Raw genomic sequence first — 26,092 nt, forward strand, 5'->3', positions numbered from 1 at the left:
ACCCATGTATGAAATCTCACTGCTGCTCGAGAGCAAGGATGTGCCGGCATCGAACGGCGCGACGTTCGATCGCCTGAACCCGGTCACCGGCGATCTCGCAAGCCGTGCCGCGGCCGCCCAGATCGCGGATGCGAAGCGCGCGGCCGACACGGCCGCTGCCGCCTTTCCCGCATGGTCCGCCACCGGCCCGAACGCAAGGCGCGCGATCCTGCTCAAGGCTGCCGATCTGCTGGCGTCGAAGGCGCCGCAGTTCATCGAGTTGATGGCCGCGGAAACCGGCGCCACCGCCGGCTGGGCCGGGTTCAACGTCCACCTTGCCGCCGGCATGCTGCGCGAGGCCGCCGCGATGACCACGCAGATTTCGGGCGAGGTCATCCCCTCGGACAAGCCGGGCTGCATCGCGATGGCCGTGCGGCAACCCGCCGGCGTGGTGCTGAGCATGGCGCCATGGAACGCGCCGGTCATTCTCGGCGTGCGCGCCGTCGCGCTGCCGCTGGCCTGCGGCAACACCGTGGTGCTGAAGGCCTCCGAGATCTGCCCGGGCACCCATCGGCTGATCGCCGAATGCCTTCGCGACGCCGGCCTGCCGCCGGGCGTGCTCAACGTCATCACCAACGCGCCGGAAGACGCCCCTGCCCTGATCGAGATGCTGATCGGCCATCCCGCCGTGCGGCGCGTCAATTTCACGGGGTCGACCCGCGTCGGCCGCATCATCGCGCAGGTGGCGGCGAAGTATCTCAAACCCGCATTGCTCGAACTCGGCGGCAAGGCGCCGATGATCGTGCTCGACGATGCCGATATCGACGCAGCGGTCGCCGCCGCAGCCTTCGGCGCCTTCATGAACCAGGGCCAGATCTGCATGTCGACCGAGCGCCTCGTCGTCGACGAGATGATCGCCGACGCCTTCGTGACCAAACTCGCGGCAAAGGCCGGATCGCTGGTCGCCGCCGATCCGCGCAAGGGCAATGCGCCGCTGGGATCGCTGATCGGCACCGATGCGGCTGCCCGCATCCAGGCCCTGATCAACGACGCCGTCAGCAAGGGCGCCAAGGTGGTCGCCGGCGGACGCAGCGAGGGCACGCTGATGTCGGCGACCGTGATCGATGGTGTCAACTCGTCGATGCGGATCTATGGCGAAGAGTCGTTCGGTCCGGTCGTCTGTGTCGTGCGCGTCAACGGCGTGGACGAAGCCGTACGTGTCGCCAACGACACCGAGTATGGCCTGTCGGCCGCCGTGTTCGGCCGCGACATCGCCCGCGCATTCGAGGTCGCCAAGCGGATCGATTCCGGCATCTGCCACGTCAACGGCCCGACCGTTCACGACGAGGCGCAGATGCCGTTCGGCGGCGTCAAGGCGTCAGGCTATGGCCGCTTCGGCGGCAAGGCCGGCATCGCCGAGTTCACCGAGTTGCGCTGGATCACGATCGAGACCGGACCGCAGCATTATCCGATCTAGCGGGAAGCGCGGGCCTCAGCTCTTGGTCTTGACGCGGAAGATCACCGGCAGGGTGAAGCTCAGCCCTTCGTCTGCGACCCGCGGCGGCGGCGCCGGTACGGGGTCGGAGCGGCGCACCATCGCAAGCGCCGCTTCGTCAAACACCGTGTCGCCCGATCCCTTCTCGATCTCGACCGAAAGCACGTGGCCCAGCCGGTCGAGCGTAAAGCGGACCTGGATCTCCGCGGTCTTTTGCTGGCGCTCTTTCGGGTAACGCTTGTGCCGATCGAGATGCTGGAACAATTCGGTCTGCCAATTCGCCCGCTCGCGGCGCGCCTTCTCGATGGCGGCCGGCGTCGCGGTTGCCTCGGACGCGACTGACTCGGTCGAGGCCTGCGTCTGCACCGCCGCGACCTTCGGATCGTCTTCTTTCGGCTTCTTCGACTCGTTCGGTGTTACCTCGCGGTCGGCCTCTTCGACCTCGGTCGGCTTGTCTTGCGGCAGTTCCGATTCCTTGACCTCGGCCTTCTGCTCGGCGAGCTGGGGCGAAGCCTGGGAAGCGTCGGTATCGGGCCCCGGCGGCAGGTCTGTCTGCTCGCGCTGGGTCGCGGCCAGCTCATAGCCGACCTCGATGCCGGTCTCGCCGATGGAGTTTTGCGGTTCGCCGGTCTCCAGATTGGCGATCGCCAGCGCCGCGCCGCCAACGTGAAGCAAAAGCGCGCCTATGGCTCCGAACACCCAGAGCCGCAGCGGTGCCTTTTGTCCGGCATCCAAATCCGACATGTCCTACTCGTCGTCGCTCAGGGCTTCGAATTGTCGGTTGCCGCAGGCGGGGTCGTGCTCCCTGGAACCCCCTCCAACGCGGTCAATTTGAGCCTCGTATAGCCGCCGGTGCGCAAAATTTCGAGTACGTCCATCAATTCGCCGTAGGGCACGCCGCGGTCGGCACGAATGAAGATGAATTGATCCTTTTTGACATCGGGCATCGCGTCGAGCGCACGGACCAGATCGACCCGCTTGACGAAGTTTTCCCCGATCGCGATCGCCAGGTCGGGCTTGATGCTGACATAGGTCGGCTTGTCCGGCTTCTTCTGCGGGGTTGCCGTGGATGTCGGCAGATCGATCGGCAGATCGACGGTCGACAACGGCGCCGCCACCATGAAGATGATCAAGAGGACGAGCATGACGTCGATGAACGGCGTGACGTTGATCTCGTGCGATTCCGCAAAATCGTCGTCGTCGTGATCGGTCTCTGCGATCGACGCGCCCATCGCCTACTCCGCCGCCGTGCGCGAATGCGAGCCGCTGACATGGGTGCGGTCGAGATCGCGCGACAGGAGCCGCCCCGCGGCGCCCGACGCACGGTTGACCAGCTCCAGATAGCCTTTGGTCACGCGCGCAAAGTGATTGTAGATGATGACGGCGGGGATCGCGGCGACCAGACCGATCGCGGTGGCGAGCAGCGCTTCGGCGATGCCGGGCGCCACCACGGCGAGGTTGGTGGTCTGCGATTTCGAGATGCCGATGAAGCTGTTCATGATGCCCCAGACGGTGCCGAACAGGCCGACAAAGGGCGACGTCGCGCCGATGGTCGCCAGAAGGCCCATGCCGAGCCGGATACGCCGCGCTTCGGCGCGAACGATTTCGGCAAAGCTCGACGCGGCGCGCTCCTTGATGCCGGCATCGCTCGAGATGCCCGCCGACAGCCGCGCCTCGCGCATCGCCGCCGCCAGGAAGGACGCCAGCACGCTGCCCCTGGCGCCCAGCGCAAATTGCGCTTCAGCCAGTGACCTCGCGTCGCCGATCTTGTTCAGCGCGCCGCGCAGCCTGCGCTGGATTACCGTGAGCTCGATCATCTTGCCGAGAAAGATGGTCCAGGTCACGAGCGAGGCAAAGGCGAGACCGATCATCACCGATTTGACGATGATGTCCGCGTTCCAGAACATCAGCCACGGCGACAATTCGGACATTGCCGCCTTGCCAAGCTTGGCCATCTTGTTCTCGCCCTCGGCCAGTGCGGAGGCAGGCGTCGCCGCAGCCTGTGCAGGTGCAGCCTGTGCAGGCGAGACGGCCTGAGGGGCAATGGACTGGGCGGGCGGTTGCTGCACTGCGGGCGCCGGTTGAGCTGCCGGAGCGGATGGCGTGGCGGGCGCCGCCTGCTGCTGCGCCAGCGACGGCACGGCCAGCGACAGGGTCGCCAACAAGCTCACTGCAAATGTCACGCGCGATAGAGACATGTTCATCATACTTCGGCCCAGTAGCGGATCAGGTTATGATAGATGCCGGTCAATTTGACCGTTTCAGGGTCGTCCCGCCCCAGCCGCTCCACCAGGGCCTGGATCGAGGTATCGAGATCGAAGATCAGGCTGCGGGCATGGGCATCACGTACCATGCTCTGGAGCCAGAAAAAAGATGCCACACGCATACCTCGTGTGACCGGCGTGACCAGATGCAAGCTAGACGCAGGATAAAGCACGAGGTCCCCGGCCGCGAGCTTGATTTCATGTGAGCCATAGAGGTCCTCCACCACCAGTTCGCCGCCGTCGTATTCGTCCGGTTCCGACAGGAACAGCGTCACCGAAAGGTCGGTCCGGATCCGCACTCCCGTGAGCGGATCTCCCCTCACCGCGTTGTCGACATGAAGACCGAAATGGTGGCCGCCGGCGGCCACATAGCGGTTAAACAGCGGCGGGAAGATCTGCTGAGGGATCGCCGCCGAGATGAATCTCGGGCTGGCGGTGAGTGCCGACAGCACGCGATGGCCGAGCTTTCGCGCGACCTCGCTGTCCGGCGGAAGCTGCTCGTTGCGCTTGACCATCGCCGATTGCGCCCCCGCCGTGGAGCGGCCGTCTTCCCAGGGTGCAGCATCCATGATGCGGCGGAAGTCCGCCACATCATCCTTGCTCAGCACCGCGGGAATACAGATCAGCACGATCAGAACTTCGCCGACGTAACGACGTAGAACGCCCGCCCCGGCGCGACCGCGACGAACGGCACCGCGCTGCGGTAGAGCGTGTCGTAGTAGAGCTTGTTGGTCAGGTTCTGCGCGTAGAGCTTCATGGTCCAGTTCTTGTCGATCTTCTTCTCGACGAAAGCATCGAAGCGCCAGTAGCTCGGAAGCTCGGTGCCGGTGTTGGCGGCGAAGGTGCCGCCGTAGATCTTCGAGCGGTAGACCGCCTGGCCGCCAAGCTCCCAGCCGCCGTCGAACTTGTACTTGCTCAACATGCTGAAGGATTCATGGGCGATGTTGGCCATCTGCAGTCCGACGTTGCCGGGGATCTGCGTCTGCAAGACCTTCGACCGCATCAGCACCAGACCGCCGAAAACGCTCCAGCGATCGGTGATCTTGCCGCTCACCTCGAGGTCGATACCCTCGACCTGATAGGCCGCGCCCGACGTCAGACCGCCGTTGACAGTCTCGCGCGCGTTGTCCTTCTCGGTATGGAACAGCGCGCCCGTCACCAGCAGGTGGCGGTCGAACAGTTCCCACTTGGTGCCGACTTCGGCCGCCTTGTTGCGCTCGGGGCCGAGGACCGCTCCGTTCAGCACGATTGCGCCGTAGTCGCCGCCTGTCGCGTCGAGTTCCGAGCCGAACGGGTTGGTCGAGGTCGCGTAGGCGGCGTAGAGGCTTCCGATCGGCACCGGCTTGAAGACGATGCCGGCATTGTAGTTGACGAAATCCGACTTGACCGCGTTCGATTGCGTGTTGTTCCGCCCGGTCATATCGTAACCGTCATACCGCACGCCGCCATTCAGGATGATCGTGTCCTGCCAGTTCGCGGTGTCAATGACATAGAGGGCCTTGCTGTCGACGTTATAGCGGACCGGATTTCCGACCAGCGACGGAATGCCGAACGGGAAGAATGTGTAATTCGGTGCATAGATCGACTGGCCCTGAAAAGAGCCATTGACGGGCGGGTTGTTGCCAAACGCTTCCGATGAAAGCCCCGTATAGCGGTCGATCCCGACACGCTCGTTGGAGACTTCGAGACCCACCGCCGTCGTATGTTTGACCGATCCGGTATCGAATTTGAACGTGGCCTCCTCCTGGTTCGACAGGATATCGACCCACTGGTTGCGGCTCTGCGGGCTCGCATTGAATTTCCACGTCGTCGGATCGGGATTATTCGTCAGCAGCGCGGTGGCGTTGGGCAGCGTGCCGATATAGGCCAGCATCGAGTGCTCGGCACGGGTCCGGCTGGTCAGCGTGATGTTGTCGGTGGGCTTGTACTCGGCCGTCAGCGTACCAAAATCCTGCCGCGCGGTCTGGAAGTCGCGGTTGACGAACCCGTACCAGTTCGTCCGCGGGATGCCGAACTCGGTGACCGGCCCATTGCCCTGCTTGTAGTAGGGCACGCCGAAGTCCGGCAGGCCGCTGAGGTCGGTGTGGACGTAGTTCGTGGTGATCTTGATGTCGTTGGTCGGCGTCCACTTCGTCGAGATGAAGCCGCCCCAGCGATCGTCGGTCACATAGTTGCGCCCCGCCACGTTGGCGTCCTGGAACATGCCGCCGGTGCGCACCGAAAAGGTCGGGCTGATCACCTGGTTGACGTCGAACGTGACGCGCTTGGTGTGGTCGGTGCCAAAGGTGCTGTCGGCGTTGTAGAAGTTGCGGTCGGTGGCCTGCTTGGTGACGATATTGATGGCGCCGCCGGCGGTGCCGCGGCCGGCATAGGACGAGGCCGGGCCGCGCAAAATCTCGATCTGCTCGGTGAAGAAGTTCTCGCGGATCGAGACCGCGGGATCGCGGATGCCGTCGATGAAGACGTCGTTGCGCGCGTCGAAGCCGCGGATGAAGAAGCGGTCGCCGAAGGCATTGCCGCCCTCTCCCGAGCCCAGCGTCACGCCGGCGGTGGAGCGCCCGATTTCGCGCAGCGAGGTGATGTTCTTGTCGGCAAGCACCTCCTTGCTCATCACGGTGATGGTCTTCGGCGTGTTGAGCAGCGGCTCCGGAAACTTGCCCGACGCCTGCACGCGATCGACCTTGTAAGGCGCGGCGGCGTCCGCATAGGGGTTAGCGTCGGCCGCCAGGCTGCCGGCGTTGGGGAATGGCACGGGGGCGGCTTGCACCGGCTGCGCGCGGCGCGCGGCGCGGCGTAGCGCGGTGCGGGCGCGGACCTGGTCCGGCGAAGGTTTTGAAGCGGCAGGACGCGGGCGAGCGACCGGGGCATCGACCGTCACCGGCGGAAGGCTGGATTGCTGCGCCTCAGCGCCGGAGAACGACGCCACCGCAATGAGGCCCGCCACGGCCGAAACCTTCTTGCCGGAATTGTTGTCAGCCGTCTGACCGAGCGAGTTGATCGCCGCTTCCGAACGAAGCGACCTCGGTGCCTTCCTAGGATTCATTTACGTGCCCCTGATCATTTCAATTCGCAGCAAATCGACATGCGGCGAATGGTCCCGCGTGGGTCAGTACCGAGCGAAAATTTTGGGGTCAACGCGATCGGAGCAACATTGGGATTGAATCCGCCCAGATCACAACGATTCTAATCTATAGTTTGAAATGATTCTAAAAGTACTTTGTAAGCGTTCTAATAAGCATTCTAAAGAGACGGAAGAAACGCGGGAAAATCAGGCACTGGCTGCATCATCGCTTCACGATCATCAATCGGTGCTCGGCGGCTTCATCAGCGAAAACAATTCATCGACCGTCGACTGCGCGACCTGACGGACGCGATCGGTGTTGTCCATGCCCGAGATGTTGACGCCTCTGACGACGGCTTTGATCTCGTCGCGAAAATCGGTGAGGAAGCGCAACGGATCGGGCGAATCGTTTGCGACGCGCGCGATCAGTCCCGTGATCAGAATCTGGCACGCCATCATGCGTCCGTTGAGTTCGTCCATCCTGTGCCCCCGATCTTCGCCAAGCATTGGTGGGCGCGATATGAACGACAACAATCCCGCATTCAACCCTGCTTGGAAAAGATGCGGGAAATCGCGCGCCATTTGGCGCCCATGCGGAGCCGTGCTCCGACCGCGCGGCCAACCTTTCCAATTGTTTAGGATTCTCAAGCCTTAGTGTTTGTACAGGGCGAACGCGCGAACGTTATACCGGAGGAATTGGGGAACTTCCGGAAATCCATGATCATGTCGAGGTCGCGCACCATCCGTTGGGCTTTGCTGATCGTAGCGATCGCCGCGCTGGGCTATCTGGGCTGGCAGCGATTCCAGGGCGGAGACCACCCGGCGCACGCTGAAGCGCAGAAGGCCGCTCCCACCCGTGCCGCCGTTCCGGTGCGGATTGCCACGATCGAGAAAGCCGATTTTCCGGTCTACCTGACCGGCCTCGGCACCGTGCAGGGGTTCAATACCGTCGTCGTCCGCACCCGTGTCGACGGCCAGATCAACCGGATCGCCTTCAGGGAAGGCCAGGTCGTCCGGGAAGGCGATACGTTGGTCGAGATCGATCCGCGGCCTTTCCAGTCCGCGCTCGACCAGGCCAAGGCCAAGAAGGCCCAGGACGAAGCCAACCTCGCCAACGCCAGCCTCGACCTGCAGCGCTACACAAAACTCGGCGAATTCGCGACCCGGCAACAGACCGATACGCAGCGCTCCACCGTCGCGCAGCTCACCGCGCAGATCCAGGCCGACGCGGCGATGATCGAGACCGCGCAGACCCAGCTCGATTACGCTACCGTCAAGGCGCCGATCTCCGGCGTCGTCGGGCTGCGTCAGGTCGACGTCGGCAACATCGTCAATGCCGCAACGCAGACCGGCATCGTGACCATCGCCCAGATCGAGCCGATCGCCATCATCTTCACCGCGCCGGAAGACCAGTTGCCGAACATCAAGGCTGCGCTGGCCGCCGGCTCTCCCCAAACCATCGCCCTCTCCACCGACGGCAAGCGGGTGCTTTCCACCGGCGCGCTTTCCCTGATCAACAACCAGGTCGACACGTCGAGCGGCACCGTTCGCCTCAAGGCCGTGTTCGACAACAAGGACCACGCGCTGTGGCCGGGCCAGTCGGTCTCAACCCGGCTGCTCATCGCGACGCTGAAGGACGCCACCGTCATTCCCGACGACGCCGTTCAGCATGGTCCCGACGGCCTCTACGCCTATCTGGTCAACAAGGAGAACAAGGCCGAGCTCCGCAAGATCAAGGTGACGCGCTCGATCGACGGCCGCTCCGTGGTCGATGAGGGGCTTTCTCCCGGCGAGCAGGTGATCACGGCGGGTCAGTTCAAGGTTCAGCCGGGCACGCTGGTGACGACGGCGGTCGCCAGTTCGGATCAGGCTCAGGCCAGGACGACGAGCGAATGAGCGAAGGAATCTCCGCGCCCTTCATCCGCTATCCCATCGGCACCTCGCTGATGATGGCGGGGATCCTGTTCGTCGGCCTGGTGGCCTATCCGCTGCTGCCGGTCGCGCCGCTGCCGCAGGTCGACTTCCCGACCATTCAGGTCTCGGCTTCGCTACCCGGCGGCAGCCCGGAAACCATGGCCTCATCGGTGGCGCAGCCGCTGGAGCGTCAGCTCGCGCAGATCCCCGGCGTCGCCCAGATGACCTCGACCAGCTATCTCGGCACCGCGGCGATCACCATCCAGTTCGATCTCAACCGCCCGATCGACGCCGCCGCCAATGACGTGCAGGCCGCGATCAACGCCGCCAGCGGCCAGTTGCCGAAAAGCCTCCCCTCGCCGCCAACCTATCGCAAGGTCAACCCGGCGGACTCGCCGATCCTCTTGCTGTCGGCCACATCGGACACGCTGCCGCTGACCACCGTGAGCGATGCCGTCGACGCCCAGCTCGCGCAGCAGATCAGCCAGATCTCGGGCGTCGCCCAGGTCATCATCGGCGGCCAGCAGAAGCCGGCGATCCGGATCCAGATCGACCCGGCCAAGCTCGTGGCCAAGGGCCTGTCGCTGGAAGATGTGCGCAGCCAGATCGCGATCACGACCGTCGACAGCCCCAAGGGCAACATCGACGGCGAGCACCGCGCCTACACGATTTACGCCAACGACCAGTTACCTAACTCGAAGGACTGGAACGACGTCATCATTGCCTACCGCAACGGCGGTCCCTTGCGTATCCGAGATATCGGCCAGGCCGTCACCGGGCCGGAAGACGCCAAGCAGGCGGCCTGGGCCAACGGCAAGCGCGGCGTGTTCCTGGTGATCTTCAAGCAGCCCGGCGCCAACGTCATCGAGACCGTCGACAAGATCAAGGCGACGCTGCCGCGGCTGGTCGGCGCCATTCCGCCGGCGATCAAGATCGAGGTGATCAGCGACCGCACCCAGACCATCCGCGCCGCGGTCGAGGACGTGCAGTTCACCCTGCTCCTGACCATTGCGCTGGTCGTCATGGTGATCTTCGTCTTCCTGCGCAGCTTCTGGGCCACCGTGATCCCGACAGTCACGGTGCCGCTGGCGCTGCTCGGCGCGTGCGCACTGATGTGGGTGTTCGGCTATACGCTCGACAATCTCTCGCTGATGGCGCTCACGATTGCCGTCGGCTTCGTGGTCGACGACGCCATCGTGATGCTGGAAAACATCACGCGCTACATCGAGGAAGGCGAAAAGCCGCTCGCCGCCGCCTTCAAGGGCGCCAGCGAAATCGGTTTCACCATCGTCTCGATCAGCATCTCGCTGGTTGCGGTGCTGATCCCGCTGCTATTGATGGGCGGCATCATCGGCCGGCTGTTCCGTGAATTCGCGGTGACGCTGGCCATGACCATCTTCGTGTCGATGATCGTCTCGCTGACGCTGACGCCGATGATGGCCTCGCGCTTCCTGCGCGCGCACGGCGAAACCCGGCATGGCCGGTTCTATCAATGGAGCGAACGCGGCTTCGACGCCATGCTGCGGGTCTACGAGCGCGGTCTCGACCTCGCACTGCGCTGGAAGCTCACCACCCTGATGATCTTCTTCGCTACCCTGGGATTATCGGTCTACCTCTTCGTCATCATTCCAAAAGGCTTCTTTCCGCAGCAGGATAATGGCCTGATCACCGCCACCTCGGAGGCCAGCCAGGACATCTCCTTTGCCGACATGAAGCGGCATCAGGAGGAGCTCGGCAAGATCGTGCAGGCGGACCCTGACGTGGCCTCGGTCGCGATGGCGATCGGCGGCAGCGGCCGGGCCGGCAACAATGGCAGTCTCTTCATCACGCTGAAACCGCGCGACGAACGCAAGGCGAACGCGCAGCAGATCATCGCGCGACTGCGTCCCCAGCTGGAGAAGGTCGAGGGCGCCCGCCTCTATATGCAGGCGGCGCAGGACGTGCGGCTCGGCGGCCGGCCGACGCGCACCCAGTTCGAGTTCACGCTGCAGGACGCTGATTTGGCCGAGCTGAACGAATGGGCGCCGAAGATTCTGGCGAAGATGCAGACGCTGCCCGAGCTGCGCGACGTCGCCACCGACCAGCAGACCAACGGCACCACGCTGGAGCTGAAGATCAACCGCGACACCGCCGCGCGCTATGGCATCCAGCCGCAACTGATCGACGACACGCTCTACGACGCGTTCGGCCAGCGCCAGGTGACGCAGTATTTCACCCAGCTCAACACCTACAAGGTGGTGCAGGAAGTGCTGCCGGAGCTGCAGGGCAGCCTCGACACCCTGAACAAGATCTACGTGAAATCGCCCACCACCGGCGACCAGGTGCCGCTCTCGACCTTTGCGACCTGGACCAGCGTGCCGGTGCGGCCGCTGTCGATCAGCCATCAGGGGCAGTTTCCGGCGATCACGATCAGCTTCAACCTCGCGCAAGGGGTGGCGCTGGGCCAGGCCACCGACGCGGTACAGAAAGCGATGGTCGAACTCGGCGCGCCGACCACGCTCAATTCGAGCTTCCAGGGCACCGCGCAGGCGTTCCAGCAGTCGCTCGGCACGGTGCCGCTATTGATCCTCGCCGCGCTTGTCGTGGTCTATCTGATCCTCGGCATTCTCTACGAAAGCTACATTCACCCGATCACGATCCTGTCCACGCTGCCGTCCGCCGGCGTCGGCGCGCTCGCCATCCTGATGCTGTTCGGGTTCGACTTCAGCCTGATCGCATTGATCGGCATCGTGCTGCTGATCGGCATCGTCAAGAAGAACGGCATCATGATGGTCGACTTCGCCATCACGGCCGAGCGCGACGAGAACCTGGAGCCCGAGGCCGCGATCCGAAAGGCGGCGCTGCTGCGCTTCCGTCCGATCATGATGACGACGATGGCGGCGCTGCTCGGCGGCGTGCCGCTGATGCTCGGCACCGGCACGGGGTCGGAAATCCGCCAGCCGCTGGGCTATGCCATGGTCGGCGGGCTGCTGGTCAGCCAGGCGCTGACACTGTTCACGACGCCGGTGGTCTATCTCTATCTCGACCGGCTTTCTAACGCGTTTGCGCGGTGGGGCCGTTCGTCCAATCCTAACCATGATGCGCATCCGGATGCCCACGGATCGGTCAAGCAGGCGGCCGAATGACTTGACTTTAGGGTGCAACCAGCACATCCGAATAGTGTTCATTTCGGAGCTGGATCGTGACAATTGCTGCAAGGCTTACGATTGCAATCGCAACAATTTTCTCTTTTTGCGTGCAAAGCCACGCCCAGGCACCCAAAGCCAAGAACCCCTCACCTGTGGCGCAGGCAACCCCGGCACCGGCCGCCGCTGCGGCCGAGGGAGCAAATGCGGCTGCCCCTCCGGGCTGGATTGCACGGTGCAGCAGCGCCAGCCGCGGCGCGCCGCTCGAATGCGCGATCGAGCAAAACGCTGTTCTGACCAAGACCGGCCAGTTGATCGTGCTGATCAATATCCGCGTGCCCGCCGACACCCGCACGCCGGTCGGCCTCGTCCAATTGCCGCTCGGGCTGAACCTGCCGGCTGGCGCCAAACTCCAGGTCGATGACGGCAAGGCGTCTGACCTGCATATCCAGACCTGCGAGGCCCGCGGCTGCTACGCCAACCTCCAGATTTCGCCCGAAATGCTCACCGCCTTGAAATCCGGCAAGCAGCTGAAGGTCTCGTTCCAGAATCTCGCCAAGGAAACGATTGCGATCCCGATGCCGCTGGCGGACTTTGCCGCGGCGTACGACAAGATCAAGTAGGTAAGTAGACCGCAGACCTAGCCCCGTCGTTGCGAGCCAACGGGTCGGCGCGAAGCGCCGCCCGATGACAGGCTCCGCGANAGCGCCGCAAGCCGAGGCATGGATTGCTTCGCTGCGCTCGCAATGACGGAGGCGCTACTGCCGCGCCATCTCAGCAGCGCCTACCCCCTCGCCGTCCAGCTTCTGGTCTTCATGCATATCGACCGTCACCTTCAGCAATTGGCCGGTGAACTCGAACGGCGCCTCGTAATGCGAGACCGGGCTTGCGCGGTCGCGGCCGATGTCGAGGCCGGACCACGAGATGAAATTGTTGAAGGCGAACTGGGTCTGGATCGAGCCTGCCGGCTCGCCGTCGATCAGAAGCGTATAGGCGGTCACGCCGGTGCGCGAGCCCTTGGCCGGCGGCTCCCTCCGCACCAGGCGTTCGACATGCACGCCGAGCCGGTGCGCGCCTGATGGTACCTTGCGATCGGAGGTCACGATCTCATGGCCGCCGCCGATGTTGAGGTCATGCACCAAAAAGCCGTCCTTGATGTAGAGGCTGTAGCCGGAGGTCGCATCGCCATGTGCGATCAGCACGCCCTCGGCCCCCTCCTCGCCGATCTCGACCTGGGCTTCGATGGTGTAGCTGCGGCTGCGCACATCGGGCGCGACGTCGGTCGGCACGTGTCCCATGCCGGCGTGAAAGGTGAACTTGTTGCGCGCGCCGTGGAAGCGCGCCGCGTTCTCCGCAAAGCGCGGGCCGAAGCGGTCGTCGAGCGGCAGCACATTGTGCTTCTCGGCTTCGCTCCACCACAGCTTGATCATCGCCTCCAGCCGCCCGGGCTCCTTGGCCGCGAGATCGTCCGTTTCCGAAAAGTCCTGCGCCAAATGAAACAGCTCCCATTTGTCGTTCTCGAACGGCGTGCCCGACGGATGGAAGGAGACCGCTTTCCACCCGTCATGCCAGAGGCCGCGATGGCCGAACATCTCGAAATATTGCGGTGACGATTTTGACGGCGCGGATGCATCGGTGACGGAGCGCGCAAAGCTCTCGCCCTCGAGCGGCATCTGGGCGATGCCGCCGATTTCCGTCGGTGCTTTGATGCCGATCAGGTCGAGCAAGGTCGGCGTCAGGTCGCAAGCATGGACGAACTGATGGCGCACCTCGCCCCGCGCGGCGATCTTGTTCGGCCAGGTCATGATAAAGGGATCGCGGATGCCGCCGCCATGGGTGTTCTGCTTGTAGCGCCGCAGCGGCGTGTTCGACGCCATCGCCCAGCCGTGCGGAAAATTGCTGTGCGAGTCCGGTCCGCCGATATCGTCGATCCGCCGCAGCTTCTCCGCTGGCGGTTCAGGGCGGAAATTGTACGGCCCCATCGCGTTGACAAAACCCCAGGGGCCGCCCTCCTGGCTGGCGCCGTTGTCCGACAGCACCAGGATCAGCGTGTTGTCGCGGATCCCGGCCTTGTCGAGAAACGCGATCAGTCGCGCCAGATGCAGGTCGGCGTGATCGAGCATGCCGGCAAAGGCCGCTTGCAGTCGCGTGAAAACGCGCCTTTCGTCGGCGCCATGATCGTCCCACGCCTTCACGCCGTCATTGCGCGCGGGCAATCGGGTCTCCTCCGGCAGGAGGCCCATCGCTTTCTGCCGCGCGATGCGCTGCTCGCGCTCGACGTCCCAGCCATGGGCGAACTTCGCGTCATAGCTCCTGATGATGTCCATCGGCGCCTGGTGCGGCGCATGGCAGGCGCCGAGCGCCACCCAGGTCAGCCAGGGAATATCGGGGCGATCGGAGGTGTGATCGGCGATGAAACGGATCGACTGGTCGATCAAATCGGACGTGAGGTGATAGCCGTCCGCATACGTCCCGGGCGGGTCGATGTGGGCATTGTCGGAGACGAGCTCCGGCGCGAACTGATCGGTCTCCGCATCGAGAAAGCCGTAGAAGCGATCGAAGCCGCGCCCGAGCGGCCAGCCGTCGAACGGTCCGGTGGCGCCGCTTTCGGTGAGCGGCGTGACATGCCATTTGCCGACCATGTAGTTGCGATAGCCGTGCGGCCGCAGCATTTCGGCGAGCGTCCCTGCCTCGCGCGCGATCTTGCCGCGATAGCCGGGATAGCCGCTGTCGAAATTGGCGAGACAGCCGACGCCGACCGAATGATGGTTGCGCCCTGTGAGGAGCGCCGCGCGCGTGGTCGAACACATCGCGGTGGTGTGGAAGCCCGAATAGCGCAGGCCTTCGGCAGCGAGCTTGTCGATGGTCGGCGTCTTGATGGCCGAGCCGTAGCAGCCGAAATCGGAGAAGCCGACATCGTCGAACAGCACGACCAGGATGTTCGGCGCGCCCTCGGGCGGCTTGGCGGCCTGCGGCCACCAGGGCTTTGAGCCCGCCACCGTCTTGCCAATGGTGCCGCCGAACGGTTTTGCGCTGCCTGCCGCCATCGCCTGCTCCCTTTTATCCACGACCCCGGTTGTTTCCTGGGATTCGCCGCGTTGCTGGCGCCCATGCGCTCGGCCGAGCGCCACGGCGCCATTGCCTAAAACCATAATCCGAATTATCATTATGATTATTTCGGATGGAGAAGCAAGTTCCGGATGCAGCGATCGGCCGAACTCGACCTTCCCGGCGTCACCCCGTCGCGGCAGAAGCGCAGCCGCGAGACCACGGCCGCCCTGCTCCAGGCCGGCGCGGAGATGCTGCGCACCCACAGCCTTGCGGAATTGTCGATCGAGGCCCTGTGCCGGCAGGTCGGCGCTACCGTGGGCGCGTTCTACAGCCGGTTCGAAAGCAAGGACGCCTATTTCAACGCGCTGATGGCGCTGGCCGCGCGCGACGGCGAAAGCAGGCTTTTGCGCATGAAGGAGGACAAGCGGCTGGCCGATGCCGACCTTGCCGATCTCACCTGCCTCCTCGTCCGCGGCACCATCGGCTGGATCCGCAAGCACGAAGGCGTGCTGCGCGCCGCACTCCAGCACGACGACACACGGCCGGACCGCTGGTCCACATTCAAGGAGCTGGCGCGGGCCAACGTCGCCAATGCGACGCCGATCCTCCTTGCCGTCATGGGCCGGGAGCGCAAGGCCGCAAAGACCCGCGCCATCGCCTTCGGCTTTCAGGTCGTGCTGGGCACGCTGGTCAACGCCATCCTCAACGACCCCGGCCCGCTATCCGTTCACGACGAGGAGCTGGAGGAACGGCTGGCGAATTGCCTGCTGCTGTTGCTGCAGGCGGAGATGACTGAGCGGCCACCCGCCCGGTCTGCCGCGCGTCACAGGCGCAAGAAGTGACGGGCTGCTTGAGCGTCCAATGCTTCGAATCCGCAGGCGGAAGCCCAAAATGCCCCTTCTTCCGCGCTTGCCAAAGACAGGACCGAGCGGGTAGAACGACGCCAACCTTAGCGCGGTGATTTGTCCAGATCCCGCCGCTGGCGATCTATCCAGATAATCAGATAAGTCTTTGATTATATTGGATAATCGATTGGGGAATGGTGTAACGGTAGCACAACAGACTCTGACTCTGTTTGTCTTGGTTCGAATCCAGGTTCCCCAGCCAAGCCGGATGCCCGGGCGAATATAGGCCTCCTCCGCCCGATGCCACTGCGGTAGCTTCTGCAATCAGATTAAAGGGTTGCCGGAACGTCGCGGTGANGCTCGCCATCTTTCCAGATCGAGTTCGATAGTACGAAATTCAGAAGCCGNTCGCTGTTCCTGGGCTTCTTGTTTTGCAAAGAGCCTTTGCGCGCCATGCGCAAGCTCAATCAATTGCGCCCCCTCTTCGAGATACGAACGGTCGGCCGCCTGGTGACGCGCAATCTCCCGAGCGATCTTGTCCTGCTCGGTCCGCCATTGCTCAGACATCTGGGTATCGAACGAGCCGTGTATCCGTCCGTCGAGTTTACAGACATGCTCGCGACCGTGGCAAAGCAGATGCTCCGACGCGCGCAACCCCGATCCGCCTAAATGATGCGGATGTCCCCGAGCCCCCGGCGTCGTTGATCATGGGCTAGGTTTCATGGCGCATCGCTGGCGCAAGCTCGCGCCAGGCTACCAGGCGATATTGGACGTGTGCAGTACTCGCCATGGCTGCCTAAGAGCTAAAAGCGTCGATCTGGCTCGCGCTATGTCAATCGGGGCATCGCGCGAGCCAGCGAGCCGATCCATTCGACTGCCTCTTCGAAATGAACGACGTTGAATGCGCCCGCGCTGTCCCAATGGATTTCGAGAACTTGTCTGCCATCGTAAGCAATGCGGAGCCGCGAAGTCTCAGCGCTGCAACCAGCCGAGATGGCTCGAAAAGATCGCCGCATTGAAACTCGCGCAGATGCTTTTCTTCGCCTTCGATCTTCCGGACGCCCACTTGGTTTGCGGCGCGGATGATCCGGTAACCGATACGGGTCATGGAAATCAGCCTTGGCAATGAAGTCCCGCATTGATCAAACGCAGGGATGACAGATCATGCGCGACGCAACGTCGGCGCAATTTGGGAAAAACCTCAATAGAACGTGAGCGACATGACGAAATTGGATCACACCGCCGGACCGATCCACAACGCGTCCGGTCACAACCTGTAGCGAATTGAAGTCGACGATGTCCTCAGTTGAGGACTTAGGCTCCGACGCTGGCTTCGAATACGGCCCGCTGAGTTGCGCTCAGATGCAGCCCATGCTTGGTTCGCCGCTCCAGAAAATCAGCGGCGCTCCTGGCCCATTCCGTTTCTCGAAGGTACGACGCCTCGCGCTCGTAGAAATCTCCGCCGAAATGGCATCCAAGATCCGCGCTGGAACGGGACGACCCCAGCAGTTCCCGCGCACGTGTGCCGTACAGACGCGCGCAGTGATAGACCAGCGTCTGCGGGAGGCTGGCATAGTCGCGGGCCAGCTCCGCAGCGAAATCATCGAATGTGCCGGGAATATCGCCGCCCGGCAGCGGCTTATGCGCAGTCCACGCCGGCGACATCTTCGGAAACCAGGGTCCCAGGCGCTGCAGCGCATGTTCCGCCAGCCTGCGATAGGTGGTGATCTTGCCGCCGAAGATCGAAAGCAGCGGCGGAAGCCCGGGCGTGCCGTCGATCTCGAAGACATAGTCCCGCGTCACAGCGGACGGATTTTCCGAATTGTCGTCATAGAGCGGCCGAACGCCGGAAAAAGCATGAATGATATCGCGATCCTGCGGTGCATTTCGAAAATAACGGCGCAGGACCTGAAGCAAATAGGTGAGCTCCACGTCATCAATCGCCACTTCCTCTGCACGCCCGTCATAGGGAATGTCAGTCGTGCCGATCAGTGCGAGATTGTCTTCATACGGATTGACGAAGATGACGCGGCGATCGTCGTTCTGCAGCAGGTAGGCATGCGGCCCGCTCCAGAATTTCGGCACCACTATATGGCTGCCTTTGACGAGCCGCACATTGTGAGCGGAATTCAGGCCGGTTACTCCCTGCACGACGTCCTGCACCCAGGGTCCCGCCGCGTTGACGAGCACGCGGGCTTGCACGACCTGCGCGCGGCCATCCTCGCCCTGCATCTCGAGCCGCCAGCTGTCCCCTTCCCTGCATGCGCGTACCGCGCGGGTGCGCGGCAATACCCGGGCGCCGTTACGCGCGGCATCGACGAGATTGAGGATCACGAGCCGCGCATCGTCGACCCAGCAATCGGAATATTCGAAGGCGCGGCGAAACTCGGGCCGCAGCGGCCTCCCTTCGGGAGCACGCGAGAGGTCGAGGCTGCGGCTTGGCGGCAGGCGCTTGCGGCCGCCGAGATGATCGTAGAGGAACAACCCGGCCCGAACCAGCCATGCGGGTCGCTGCTTCGGCGAATGCGGCAGAACGAACCGAAGCGGCCAGATGATATGGGGCGCGGAGGCCAGCAGAACTTCCCGCTCGATCAAGGCCTCGCGCACCAGCCGGAATTCATAGTATTCAAGGTAACGCAAGCCACCATGCACGAGCTTGCCTGAGCGCGACGATGTGCCTTCTGCGAAATCGCCCTTCTCGCAAAGCAGGACTTTCAGCCCGCGACCAGCGGCATCGCGCGCGATGCCAGCCCCATTTATTCCGCCGCCAATGATGGCGATGTCGACCAGCCCGCGATCCCTACCCGTGACCGGCGCAGTGTCCGTCATCGTTTCCTGCTGCGCTTCTTCTCTGCCCGGCGCAGAGCGGCCTTGGCCGATGTGCGCGCTTTCATCGCCGGCTTCGGCTGCGAGGTCTGCAGGCCGTAGGTCGAAAATCCCCTCGCCGTTTCCGCGATTTCCTCATCGCTGAGGATGCAGGCAGAGCCGAGGGCGAGTGACAGGTAATACTGCCGTGCGATCGTCTCGAGTTCGACCGCAAGCCACATGGCTTTGTCCAGATTGGCCCCCAGCGCAATCATGCCGTGATTGGCCAGCAGGCAGCCGTTGCGGCCTTCCAGCGCAGCGATCGCAAGCTCCGACAATTCCTTGGTGCCGTAGCGCGCGTAGCCGGCGCAGCGGATGTCGGTCCCGCCAAACGCCGCCATCATATAATGGCAGGCCGGGATCGGCTTGCGCGCAATGGCGAGCACGGTGGCATAGGTGGAATGGGTGTGGACGATGCCGCCAACATCCGGCCGGGCACGCATGATATCGAGATGGAAGCGCCATTCGGTGGACGGCTGGAGCGGCCCATCCCACTCGCCATAGGCGCCTTCGAGCGGCATCGACGCAATCATCTCCGGCTCCATCGCGTCATACGGCGTCGCTGACGGCGTGATCAGCATCCTGTCCTTGTAGCGGGCGGAGATGTTGCCGGAGGTGCCCTGATTGAGACCCGACGCGTTCATCCATCGGCACTTGGCGATGATCGCCTCGCGCAATTGTCGTTCCTCACGGGTCATGTCGTGATTCCTTCTTCAGCATGGATTGAGCGGCGGCTCGCCCGCGAGAAAGCGGCGAACCTCTTCGGCCGCCTGATCGGCGGCGATGGTGACAGTGCGCACGGAAGCGCCGGCGATGTGGGGTGTCAGTGTGACGTTCGGCAGTCGCAGCAGCGGCCAGTCGGACGGCACCGGCTCGACGGCGAAAGTATCGAGCATGGCGCCGCCGAGCTGGCCGGACGCCAGCGCATCGTAAAGCGCCTGATAATCGACCAGCGGGCCGCGCGCGGTGTTGATCAGAAACGCGCCCTTCTTCACCCGTGCGAGCGCCTCGTGGCCGATGAATCCGGTAGTCTCAGGCGTCACCCGCGCATGCAGGCTGATGACGTCAGCGCGCGTCAGCAATTGATTGAGCGCGACATGTTCGACGCCATCGTTGCGGTCCGCCGCGCTGAGCTGGACATAGGGATCGGTCACCAGGAGCTTGCAGCCGAAAGCCTTGAGCAGTTTCACCACGCGGCTGCCGATCGCACCATAACCGATGATCCCGACGGTCATTTCGCCGAGCTCGCGCCCGGTGCGATCGGCCCGATAGAGATCGCCGCGCCATTCGCCCGCCCGCAGCGCCTCATGGCCGCTGCGGATAAGGCGCGTCTCGGCGAGTATGGCGCCGATCGTGAATTCGGCCACCGCACCGGCGTTGCGGCCAGGCGTATTGACGACCAGCACGTTGTGATCACGTGCGGCTTGCATATCGATATTGACCGGCCCGCCGCGCGAGACCGCGATGAATTTGAGCTTCGGCAGACGCTCCAGCATCGACCGCGAGATCGGCGCCAGATGGGTCACGAGCAACGTGGCGTCGCCGATGAAATCGGCGACTTCATCGGGATCGCCCATGAACTCCTTCAACCCATCGAGCGTCGAGCCCGCGTAGCCGTGTTCCATCGGCTCGTCCGGCCAGGGTTGCTCCAGGGTGCGAATACTGACGCCGTTGCCGCAGGCGGCCGCGATCCGCTCGGCAAAGACCGACGGCAGCATGAACCGATCCCCGACGATGGCGATCGAATTAGACATGATCGCCTCCCGCACGCAGCGCAGCGAGCCGCTTCCAGACCGGCCGCGACGCAAGGCGTGCATCGAGATAGGCCGGGAACATCTGCGCATACCGCCTCGCCAGCGCGGCATCCGGCTTCTGCGGCGCGTTGAGATGCGGCTTAACCCAATCCTCGGCGCAGGCGGTCATGTCCGGATAGAAGCCGACCGCCACGGCCGCGATCATCGCCGCGCCCGCAGCCCCAGCCTCGCCGCGGCTGCAGACCTGGATATCGCAGTCCAGCGCGGCACCGAGGATAACGCCAAGGGCGCGGCTGCGCGCCGCGCCACCGGTGATCCGAACATCGCGCGGCAGAGCGCCCATGGCGGCGTAGCAATCGCGGGCAGCGAAAGCGAGCCCCTCCATCACCCCCCGCATCAGGTCCCGGTAGCGATGGCGCGAGCGCAGGCCGAAGAATTGCGCGCAAGCGTCGTGGGCCACGAACGGACCGCGCTCGCCGGCATCGGAGATGAATGGATGAAACAGCACCTCACCCGGTTTCGCCTGCAGCACTTCCTCGTCAAGCCGCCCGATCAGGTCGCCCCTCGACCGGGTTACGCCCTCGACGGCAAGGAGGTCCAGCGCCAGATCGAGCAACCAGTCGATGTTCAGCGTGGCCGCCATGTTGGATTGCATCTGAGCATAATGGCCGGGCACCGGGAATGCCATGGTGTAGCCGGTCGCCTCGGTGTTCAGCGCCACCGCGTCCGCGTTCGGAACTAGCCGCATATGCATCCCGGTCGAACCGATGATGGTGCAGCCGACCGCAGGATCCGGGTCATAGAGCCCCGCGCCAAGCGCCGTGCAGATCACGTCGACATAGCCGAGACAAACCGGCACGCCTTCAAGAAGCCCCGTCTCCGCCGCGGCGGCAGCGTTGAGCGGATGCGTCACGGAAGCACCGTCAACAACCTCAGGAAACAGTTTGACCAGATCGGCAATGCCGATCAGTCGCGCCGTTTCGGTGTCAAAACAACGCTTGCGGAAGTCACCGCACGAAAATGTCGCCTCAGACGGGTCGGTTGCGCGCTTGCCGGTGAGCAGGAAATAGAGCCAGTCCTTGCAGTGAAAGGCCGTCGTGGCCCGCGACAGGATCTCGGGAGCGTGCGTGTGCAGCCAGGCCAATTGCGGCCCCTGCTGGCAGGCGTTGAGCCCGGAGCCAGTACGCCGATAAAGCGGCGCGTTGCGCTCGCTACCGCGGATCGCCTCGACGAGCGCGGCCGCACGCGAGTCGAGCCAGAGCAGCGCCGGTCCGACTGGCCGGCCGTCACCGTCAACGAGCCACGTGCCGTCGCCCTGCCCGGTGACCGCGATGGCAGCCGCACGCAAGGCAAGATCAGGTACCTTCATTGCAAGCCCGCGAAGCGCCGCAACGGTATCATTCCAGGTGCGCGACATGTCCTGCTCAACGCGACCGCCGGGAGACGTGCTGTAGGTATTCGGCAGGCAGAAGTCGCCGAGCTGCCGGCCGTCCCGCGTGAACGCCACGGTCTTGATCAATGAAGTGCCGGCATCGATGCCGATGATCACGTCTCGGCTGCGCGTGGAGGCCATTTTCAGGAAACCTCCGCGTGGTGAATGCAAGCGTCATCGGGGCCAAAAATGTGCAGGTGACGCGGCTCCAGCGCGAACTGAACGATGTCTCCCGGCCGTGCTGCAATCCGGCTCGGAATCACGGCAATCAGCAGGTTGCCGGCACATTCGCCGGCGATATGCGATTGATCGCCAAGCCATTGGTTGGAGACGACGCGCACCCGCGCATCCCCCGTCCCAACGGCAATCTTCTGCGGCCGGATGCCTACCCGCACGCGCGACAGCTCACCAAGCGCTTTTTGCGCCGTATGGCCGAGCGCATCGCCGCGCATCTGAAAGGAGATGTCCGATCCGATCGACAGGCCGAAGCCGCCATCCGACCGCGCGACATCCGCCGCGAGCAGGTTCATCGGCGGCTCGCCGATGAAGCTTGCGACGAACAGGTTGGCGGGGCGGTTCTTCAGCTCCTTCTCACTCGCGAATTGCTGCAGCACCCCATCTTCCATGACCGCGATGCGATCGGCCAGCGCGCTCGCCTCGGTCTGATCGTGGGTGACGAAGATCGCGGTCATCTCACGCTCTGCGAGCAGGTTCTTGATCCGGCCACGCAGCACCGCCCGCAACTGCGGTTCGAGCTGCCCCATCGGCTCGTCCAGCAAATAGAGATCGGCGTACCGCACCAGTGCGCGCGCCAGCGAGACGCGCTGCTGCTGCCCTCCAGAAATCGCACGCGGAAAACTCTCCAGAATGTCATCGATCTCGACCAGCCGAGCGACGGTATCCACGCGGCGCGATACCTCGCTCCGCGACAGCTGCTGGGATTTCAGCGCAAACGCGATGTTCTGGCGGACGGTCAGCGGCGGATAGAGCGAATAACCTTCAAAGGCCATCGCCACCTTCCGGCGCGCCGGCGGCAACTCGTCGATCCGCCGCCCGCGCAGCGCGATCGAGCCTGCCGTCACACTCTCGAATCCCGCGATCATACGCAACGTCGAGGTCTTTCCGCATCCCGACGATCCCAACAGCGCAACGATCTCGCCCTTCTCGATGTTCATGTTAAGGGAGCGGACGGCATGCACCGGCGGCTTGCCGCGGCTGCGGTACACCTTGTCGAGATCGCGAAGTTCGAGCGTGCCCATGGTCATCCCGCTCCCGTCACGCCGCCTGCCGCCGATGCGACAGACCTATTCGAAGTCCGGTCGCGCGATCGAACAAGAGCGCTGCTTCCGGCGCGAAACGGACGAAGACCGCGTCATTGGCGGCGCCATGCGGTGCATCAGGCGGCAGCGCCGTCAGCCACTCCGTCCCGTCCGAAAGCCGCAGCAGCAACACCGCCTTCTCATGCATCGGAGTGACCGCAAGAATGTGAGCCGGGATCGCGTCCTCGCTGGCGGAGACTGAAATCACCAAATCCTCGGGCCGGACGCCGAGCCAGCACGGACAGTCCGGCAGATGCCCATCTGCCGAGCCGAGCCGCACCTTCGCGCCGGAGACCATCGCGGATAGCGTGCCATGCTCGGCAAACGGCGTAACTTCGGCGAGATTGATGCTGGGATCGCCGAACAGCCGCGCGACCGCAACCGATGCCGGAGTGACATAGATCTGCTCGGCCGATGCGACCTGCTCGAGCCGGCCGTCGACCAGCACCGCGATGCGGTCGGCGATCGCCATCGCTTCCCGATAATCCTGTGTGACGTAGAGAACCGCGGCAGCGCCGCGGCGCAACAGGTTCGGCAGTTCCAGTCTCATTTCGTAGCGCAACTTGGCGTCGACGTTGCGCAGCGGGTCATCCAGCAGAAGCACATCCGGGTAGCCGATCAGCGCGCGCGCCAGCGCCGTCCGTTGCTTCTGGCCGTTGGACAATTCGCGCGGGGCATGACCAAGCACGTGCTCGATCTTCAGGAGCCGGCTGATCGCCTCAACTCGCGGAGCTGCGTCGGATGCGGCGGCCCTTGCTCCCAGCCCGCTCGCGATATTATCACGCGCGGTCATGTGCGGGAACAGCGCGAAATTCTGGAACGCCATGCCGATCCCGCGCCGCTCCGGCGCAGCACCAACAATGGAGCGACCGCCGACAAGAATTTCCCCCTCGTCGGGCTCGAACATGCCCGCGATCATGCGAAGTAACACTGTCTTTCCGCTACCGGACGGACCGAAGACGACGACAATTTCGCCGGGTTCGACGGTCAGCGAAACGCCGTCGGCCGGGCGCGCCGCGCCAAAACTCTTGCCGACGGATTTAAGTTCGAGCCGCGCCATGCGATCAGCCTTTCACCGCGCCGAGGGACAGGCCTTCGACCAGATAGCGCTGCGCATAGAGCGCGAGCAGCAAGGTCGGCATCACCGACAGCACGATCGCCGCGGCGATCTGGCCATACTGAATGCCCGAAGCGGTGACGAAAGCAAGTGCGCCCACCGTCACCGGCTGTTTGTCGGCGGAGGCCAGGATCAGGGCGAAGACAAAATTGTTCCAGCAGAAGATGAACGACAACAGCCCGGCGGCCGCGATACCCGGACCGGCGAGCGGCACGGCGATACGGGTGAACGCCTCGCGCCAGGAATGGCCGGCAAGGCGATAGGCATGTTCGATGTCGGGGCTCATATCCTCAAAATAGCCGCGCACGATCCACAGGATCAAAGGCAGCGCGATCAGCTGATAGACCCAGACGATGCCGAAATAGGTGTCATTGAGACCGAGCTGCTGATAGTAGAGCGATAACGGCAGCAGCACGAGCAGCGGCGGCGCGAAACGGAACGACAGCAGCGTGAACGCGATCGTCTCGCCCAGCCGGAACTTGTAGCGCGCAAAGGCGTAGGCCGCCGGCACGCCGAGCAGCAGCGCCAACACCACCGCCGCGCTCGACAGCACAAAACTGTTGAAGAGATTCCGCATGAAGGAGATCTGGAGATTGCCAGCCGCGGTACGTAGCTGGCCCGAGATCAGCGCCTCGTAATTGGCGAGCGTCGGTTCGAAATAGATACGGGGCGGAATCCGCAGGATCTGCTCGTTGGTCTGGAACGACATCAGGAGGATCCAGAAGATCGGAAACATGAAGAAGACGAGGATGAGCGTGAGCGCCACGCCCCGGAAGATGCGACCTGCAAGACTGACATGTTCCATCGCCGCTCTCCCCGACCGTCACGCCTGATGGTGCGCACGTGCGCGCAGCCGCAGCCAGTTCTTGATGAAGATATTCGACAGGATGTTGGTGATGAGCCAAAGGATCATCAACAGCGCGGTCGAGCGGCCCACATTGGTATATTGGAAGAATTCAAGATAGGCCTGGACCTGAAACACCATCAGCCTGTCGCCGGGACCGCCCTGCGTCATGGCGTAAATGATGTCGAACTGCTGGATCGAGTCGAGCAGACGAAACAGCGAGGCCGTAATGATGTACGGCGCCAGCATCGGAAGCGTGATCCGGAAGAATACGAAACTTGCCGGCACTCCGTCGAGCGCCGCCGCCTCGAACGGCTGCCGCGGCAGCGACCGCAATCCGGCGAGCAGCAGGATCATGATGAAGGGCGTGTAGACCCAGATATCGACCAGCACGACCGTGAACAGCGCGGTCGACGGATCCGAGGCCCATTTGAAATCATTGATGCCAAACAGGCTGACCAGGTACGACAGGATTCCAAAACTCGGATTGGTCATCAGCTTCCACATCAACGCCGCGATGGCGGGCGCGGTCATCAACGGCAACAGCAGCGCGATCGAGACTGCATTGTGGAAGCGGCTCGGCCGCCGCAGCAGCAGCGCGATCGCGAGACCGAGCAGGAGCTCGAGCACGACGGTCAATGCAGTATAGGTGAGCGAGATACGAAACGTATTCCAGAACGCGGGATCAGAGAGGAAATCGATGTAGTTCTGCAGGCCGATGAAGCCGCGCAGATATGGCAGGTTCAGCCGATAGCGCTGCAGCGAATAGATCGCCGCGGTCACGAACGGAACAAGGATGGCCACACAGACGAGCAGCGCCGGCAGGCTCAGCACGTACGGCAGGATCTGCCCACGTGGCCTTGCCTTGCGGTCAACGCGCCCGCTCGTCCGGAGCATTTGCAGCATGGTCATGGTGACAGGGACTCGAACGGCTTGCNCGGAATGCCGTCGGCCTGGACAGGTGTAGTCCAGGCCGACGGCTTGCATGGTGCGGCGGAAACCGACACCACGTAATTGATCAACCCAG

The 26,092-nt window shown here is 63.7% G+C and carries 21 protein-coding genes and 1 tRNA gene; 6 read left to right on the plus strand and 16 right to left on the minus strand.

What is annotated here, in order from left to right; translation table 11 throughout:
• Nucleotides 1–4 precede the first annotated feature (4 nt).
• The gene (locus CQ14_RS05820; protein ID WP_057856979.1) at nt 5–1,456 is read left to right on the plus strand and encodes an aldehyde dehydrogenase; all 1,452 of its coding nucleotides are present in this window, start codon (nt 5–7) and stop codon (nt 1,454–1,456) included.
• 15 nt (nt 1,457–1,471) lie between these two features.
• Here the strand turns inward: CQ14_RS05820 and CQ14_RS05825 are convergent, their stop codons facing one another.
• From CQ14_RS05825 to CQ14_RS05850, 6 genes are all read right to left on the minus strand, one after another.
• On the minus strand, nt 1,472–2,218 hold the full coding sequence (locus tag CQ14_RS05825) for a TonB family protein (protein ID WP_057856980.1): 747 nt from the start codon (nt 2,216–2,218) through the stop codon (nt 1,472–1,474).
• Between the two features lie 17 nt (nt 2,219–2,235).
• Entirely contained in the window at nt 2,236–2,706 is a 471-nt protein-coding gene (gene exbD, locus CQ14_RS05830) for a TonB system transport protein ExbD (RefSeq protein WP_057856981.1), read from the minus strand.
• Between the two features lie 3 nt (nt 2,707–2,709).
• Complete coding sequence (gene exbB, locus CQ14_RS05835; protein WP_057856982.1) at nt 2,710–3,681, minus strand: tonB-system energizer ExbB; 972 nt, start codon at nt 3,679–3,681, stop codon at nt 2,710–2,712.
• On the minus strand, nt 3,678–4,367 hold the full coding sequence (locus CQ14_RS05840) for a Fe2+-dependent dioxygenase (protein WP_057856983.1): 690 nt from the start codon (nt 4,365–4,367) through the stop codon (nt 3,678–3,680). Before CQ14_RS05840 ends, exbB begins: the two co-directional genes overlap by 4 nt.
• Before the next feature lie 2 nt (nt 4,368–4,369).
• On the minus strand, nt 4,370–6,781 hold the full coding sequence (locus CQ14_RS05845; protein ID WP_057856984.1) for a TonB-dependent receptor: 2,412 nt from the start codon (nt 6,779–6,781) through the stop codon (nt 4,370–4,372).
• 258 nt (nt 6,782–7,039) lie between these two features.
• Nucleotides 7,040–7,279: a beta/alpha barrel domain-containing protein gene (locus tag CQ14_RS05850; RefSeq protein ID WP_057856985.1), complete on the minus strand. Its 240-nt coding sequence runs from the start codon at nt 7,277–7,279 to the stop codon at nt 7,040–7,042.
• Between the two features lie 243 nt (nt 7,280–7,522).
• Between CQ14_RS05850 and CQ14_RS05855 the strand changes: the two genes are divergently transcribed.
• Genes CQ14_RS05855 through CQ14_RS05865 form a run of 3 tightly spaced genes read left to right on the plus strand, consistent with a single transcriptional unit; the run spans nt 7,523 to nt 12,461 of the window.
• A complete protein-coding gene (locus CQ14_RS05855; RefSeq protein WP_057857213.1) occupies nt 7,523–8,695 on the plus strand; it encodes an efflux RND transporter periplasmic adaptor subunit in 1,173 nt (390 codons plus the stop codon).
• Nucleotides 8,692–11,838: a multidrug efflux RND transporter permease subunit gene (locus CQ14_RS05860; protein WP_057856986.1), complete on the plus strand. Its 3,147-nt coding sequence runs from the start codon at nt 8,692–8,694 to the stop codon at nt 11,836–11,838. The genes CQ14_RS05855 and CQ14_RS05860 overlap by 4 nt, the downstream gene beginning before the upstream one ends.
• Nucleotides 11,839–11,894: 56 nt before the next feature.
• Complete coding sequence (locus CQ14_RS05865) at nt 11,895–12,461, plus strand: invasion associated locus B family protein (RefSeq protein ID WP_430650138.1); 567 nt, start codon at nt 11,895–11,897, stop codon at nt 12,459–12,461.
• A gap of 135 nt (nt 12,462–12,596) precedes the next feature.
• Here the strand turns inward: CQ14_RS05865 and CQ14_RS05870 are convergent, their stop codons facing one another.
• Nucleotides 12,597–14,885 (minus strand): arylsulfatase, encoded by a 2,289-nt coding sequence (locus CQ14_RS05870; protein WP_057857215.1) that lies wholly within the window; start codon nt 14,883–14,885, stop codon nt 12,597–12,599.
• Nucleotides 14,886–15,038: 153 nt separating this feature from the next.
• Here CQ14_RS05870 and CQ14_RS05875 point away from each other — a divergent pair, with 153 nt between their 5' ends.
• On the plus strand, nt 15,039–15,731 hold the full coding sequence (locus CQ14_RS05875) for a TetR/AcrR family transcriptional regulator (protein ID WP_057856987.1): 693 nt from the start codon (nt 15,039–15,041) through the stop codon (nt 15,729–15,731).
• Nucleotides 15,732–15,922: 191 nt separating this feature from the next.
• Nucleotides 15,923–15,996, plus strand: a tRNA-Gln gene (locus tag CQ14_RS05880).
• Between the two features lie 570 nt (nt 15,997–16,566).
• Here CQ14_RS05880 and CQ14_RS05890 read toward each other — a convergent pair.
• From CQ14_RS05890 to CQ14_RS05930, 9 genes are all read right to left on the minus strand, one after another.
• A complete protein-coding gene (locus CQ14_RS05890; protein WP_057856989.1) occupies nt 16,567–16,842 on the minus strand; it encodes a hypothetical protein in 276 nt (91 codons plus the stop codon).
• A 206-nt stretch (nt 16,843–17,048) separates the two neighbouring features.
• Nucleotides 17,049–18,563, minus strand: coding sequence for a glycerol-3-phosphate dehydrogenase (locus CQ14_RS05895; protein WP_057856990.1), 1,515 nt, complete (start codon nt 18,561–18,563; stop codon nt 17,049–17,051).
• A complete protein-coding gene (locus CQ14_RS05900; RefSeq protein WP_057856991.1) occupies nt 18,560–19,297 on the minus strand; it encodes a class II aldolase/adducin family protein in 738 nt (245 codons plus the stop codon). Before CQ14_RS05900 ends, CQ14_RS05895 begins: the two co-directional genes overlap by 4 nt.
• A gap of 15 nt (nt 19,298–19,312) precedes the next feature.
• Nucleotides 19,313–20,353: a 2-hydroxyacid dehydrogenase gene (locus CQ14_RS05905; RefSeq protein ID WP_057857216.1), complete on the minus strand. Its 1,041-nt coding sequence runs from the start codon at nt 20,351–20,353 to the stop codon at nt 19,313–19,315.
• Nucleotides 20,346–21,926, minus strand: coding sequence for an FGGY-family carbohydrate kinase (locus tag CQ14_RS05910; protein WP_057856992.1), 1,581 nt, complete (start codon nt 21,924–21,926; stop codon nt 20,346–20,348). Before CQ14_RS05910 ends, CQ14_RS05905 begins: the two co-directional genes overlap by 8 nt.
• Nucleotides 21,927–21,928: 2 nt before the next feature.
• Nucleotides 21,929–23,044, minus strand: coding sequence for an ABC transporter ATP-binding protein (locus tag CQ14_RS05915; protein WP_057856993.1), 1,116 nt, complete (start codon nt 23,042–23,044; stop codon nt 21,929–21,931).
• Between the two features lie 16 nt (nt 23,045–23,060).
• Complete coding sequence (locus CQ14_RS05920) at nt 23,061–24,164, minus strand: ABC transporter ATP-binding protein (RefSeq protein WP_057856994.1); 1,104 nt, start codon at nt 24,162–24,164, stop codon at nt 23,061–23,063.
• A gap of 4 nt (nt 24,165–24,168) precedes the next feature.
• Nucleotides 24,169–25,026, minus strand: a complete 858-nt coding sequence (locus tag CQ14_RS05925; protein WP_057856995.1) for a carbohydrate ABC transporter permease — start codon at nt 25,024–25,026, stop codon at nt 24,169–24,171.
• A gap of 18 nt (nt 25,027–25,044) precedes the next feature.
• Nucleotides 25,045–25,962: a carbohydrate ABC transporter permease gene (locus CQ14_RS05930; RefSeq protein ID WP_156434737.1), complete on the minus strand. Its 918-nt coding sequence runs from the start codon at nt 25,960–25,962 to the stop codon at nt 25,045–25,047.
• Between the last annotated feature and the right edge of the window lie 130 nt (nt 25,963–26,092).

Source organism: Bradyrhizobium lablabi (assembly GCF_001440475.1).
Lineage (GTDB): Bacteria > Pseudomonadota > Alphaproteobacteria > Rhizobiales > Xanthobacteraceae > Bradyrhizobium > Bradyrhizobium lablabi.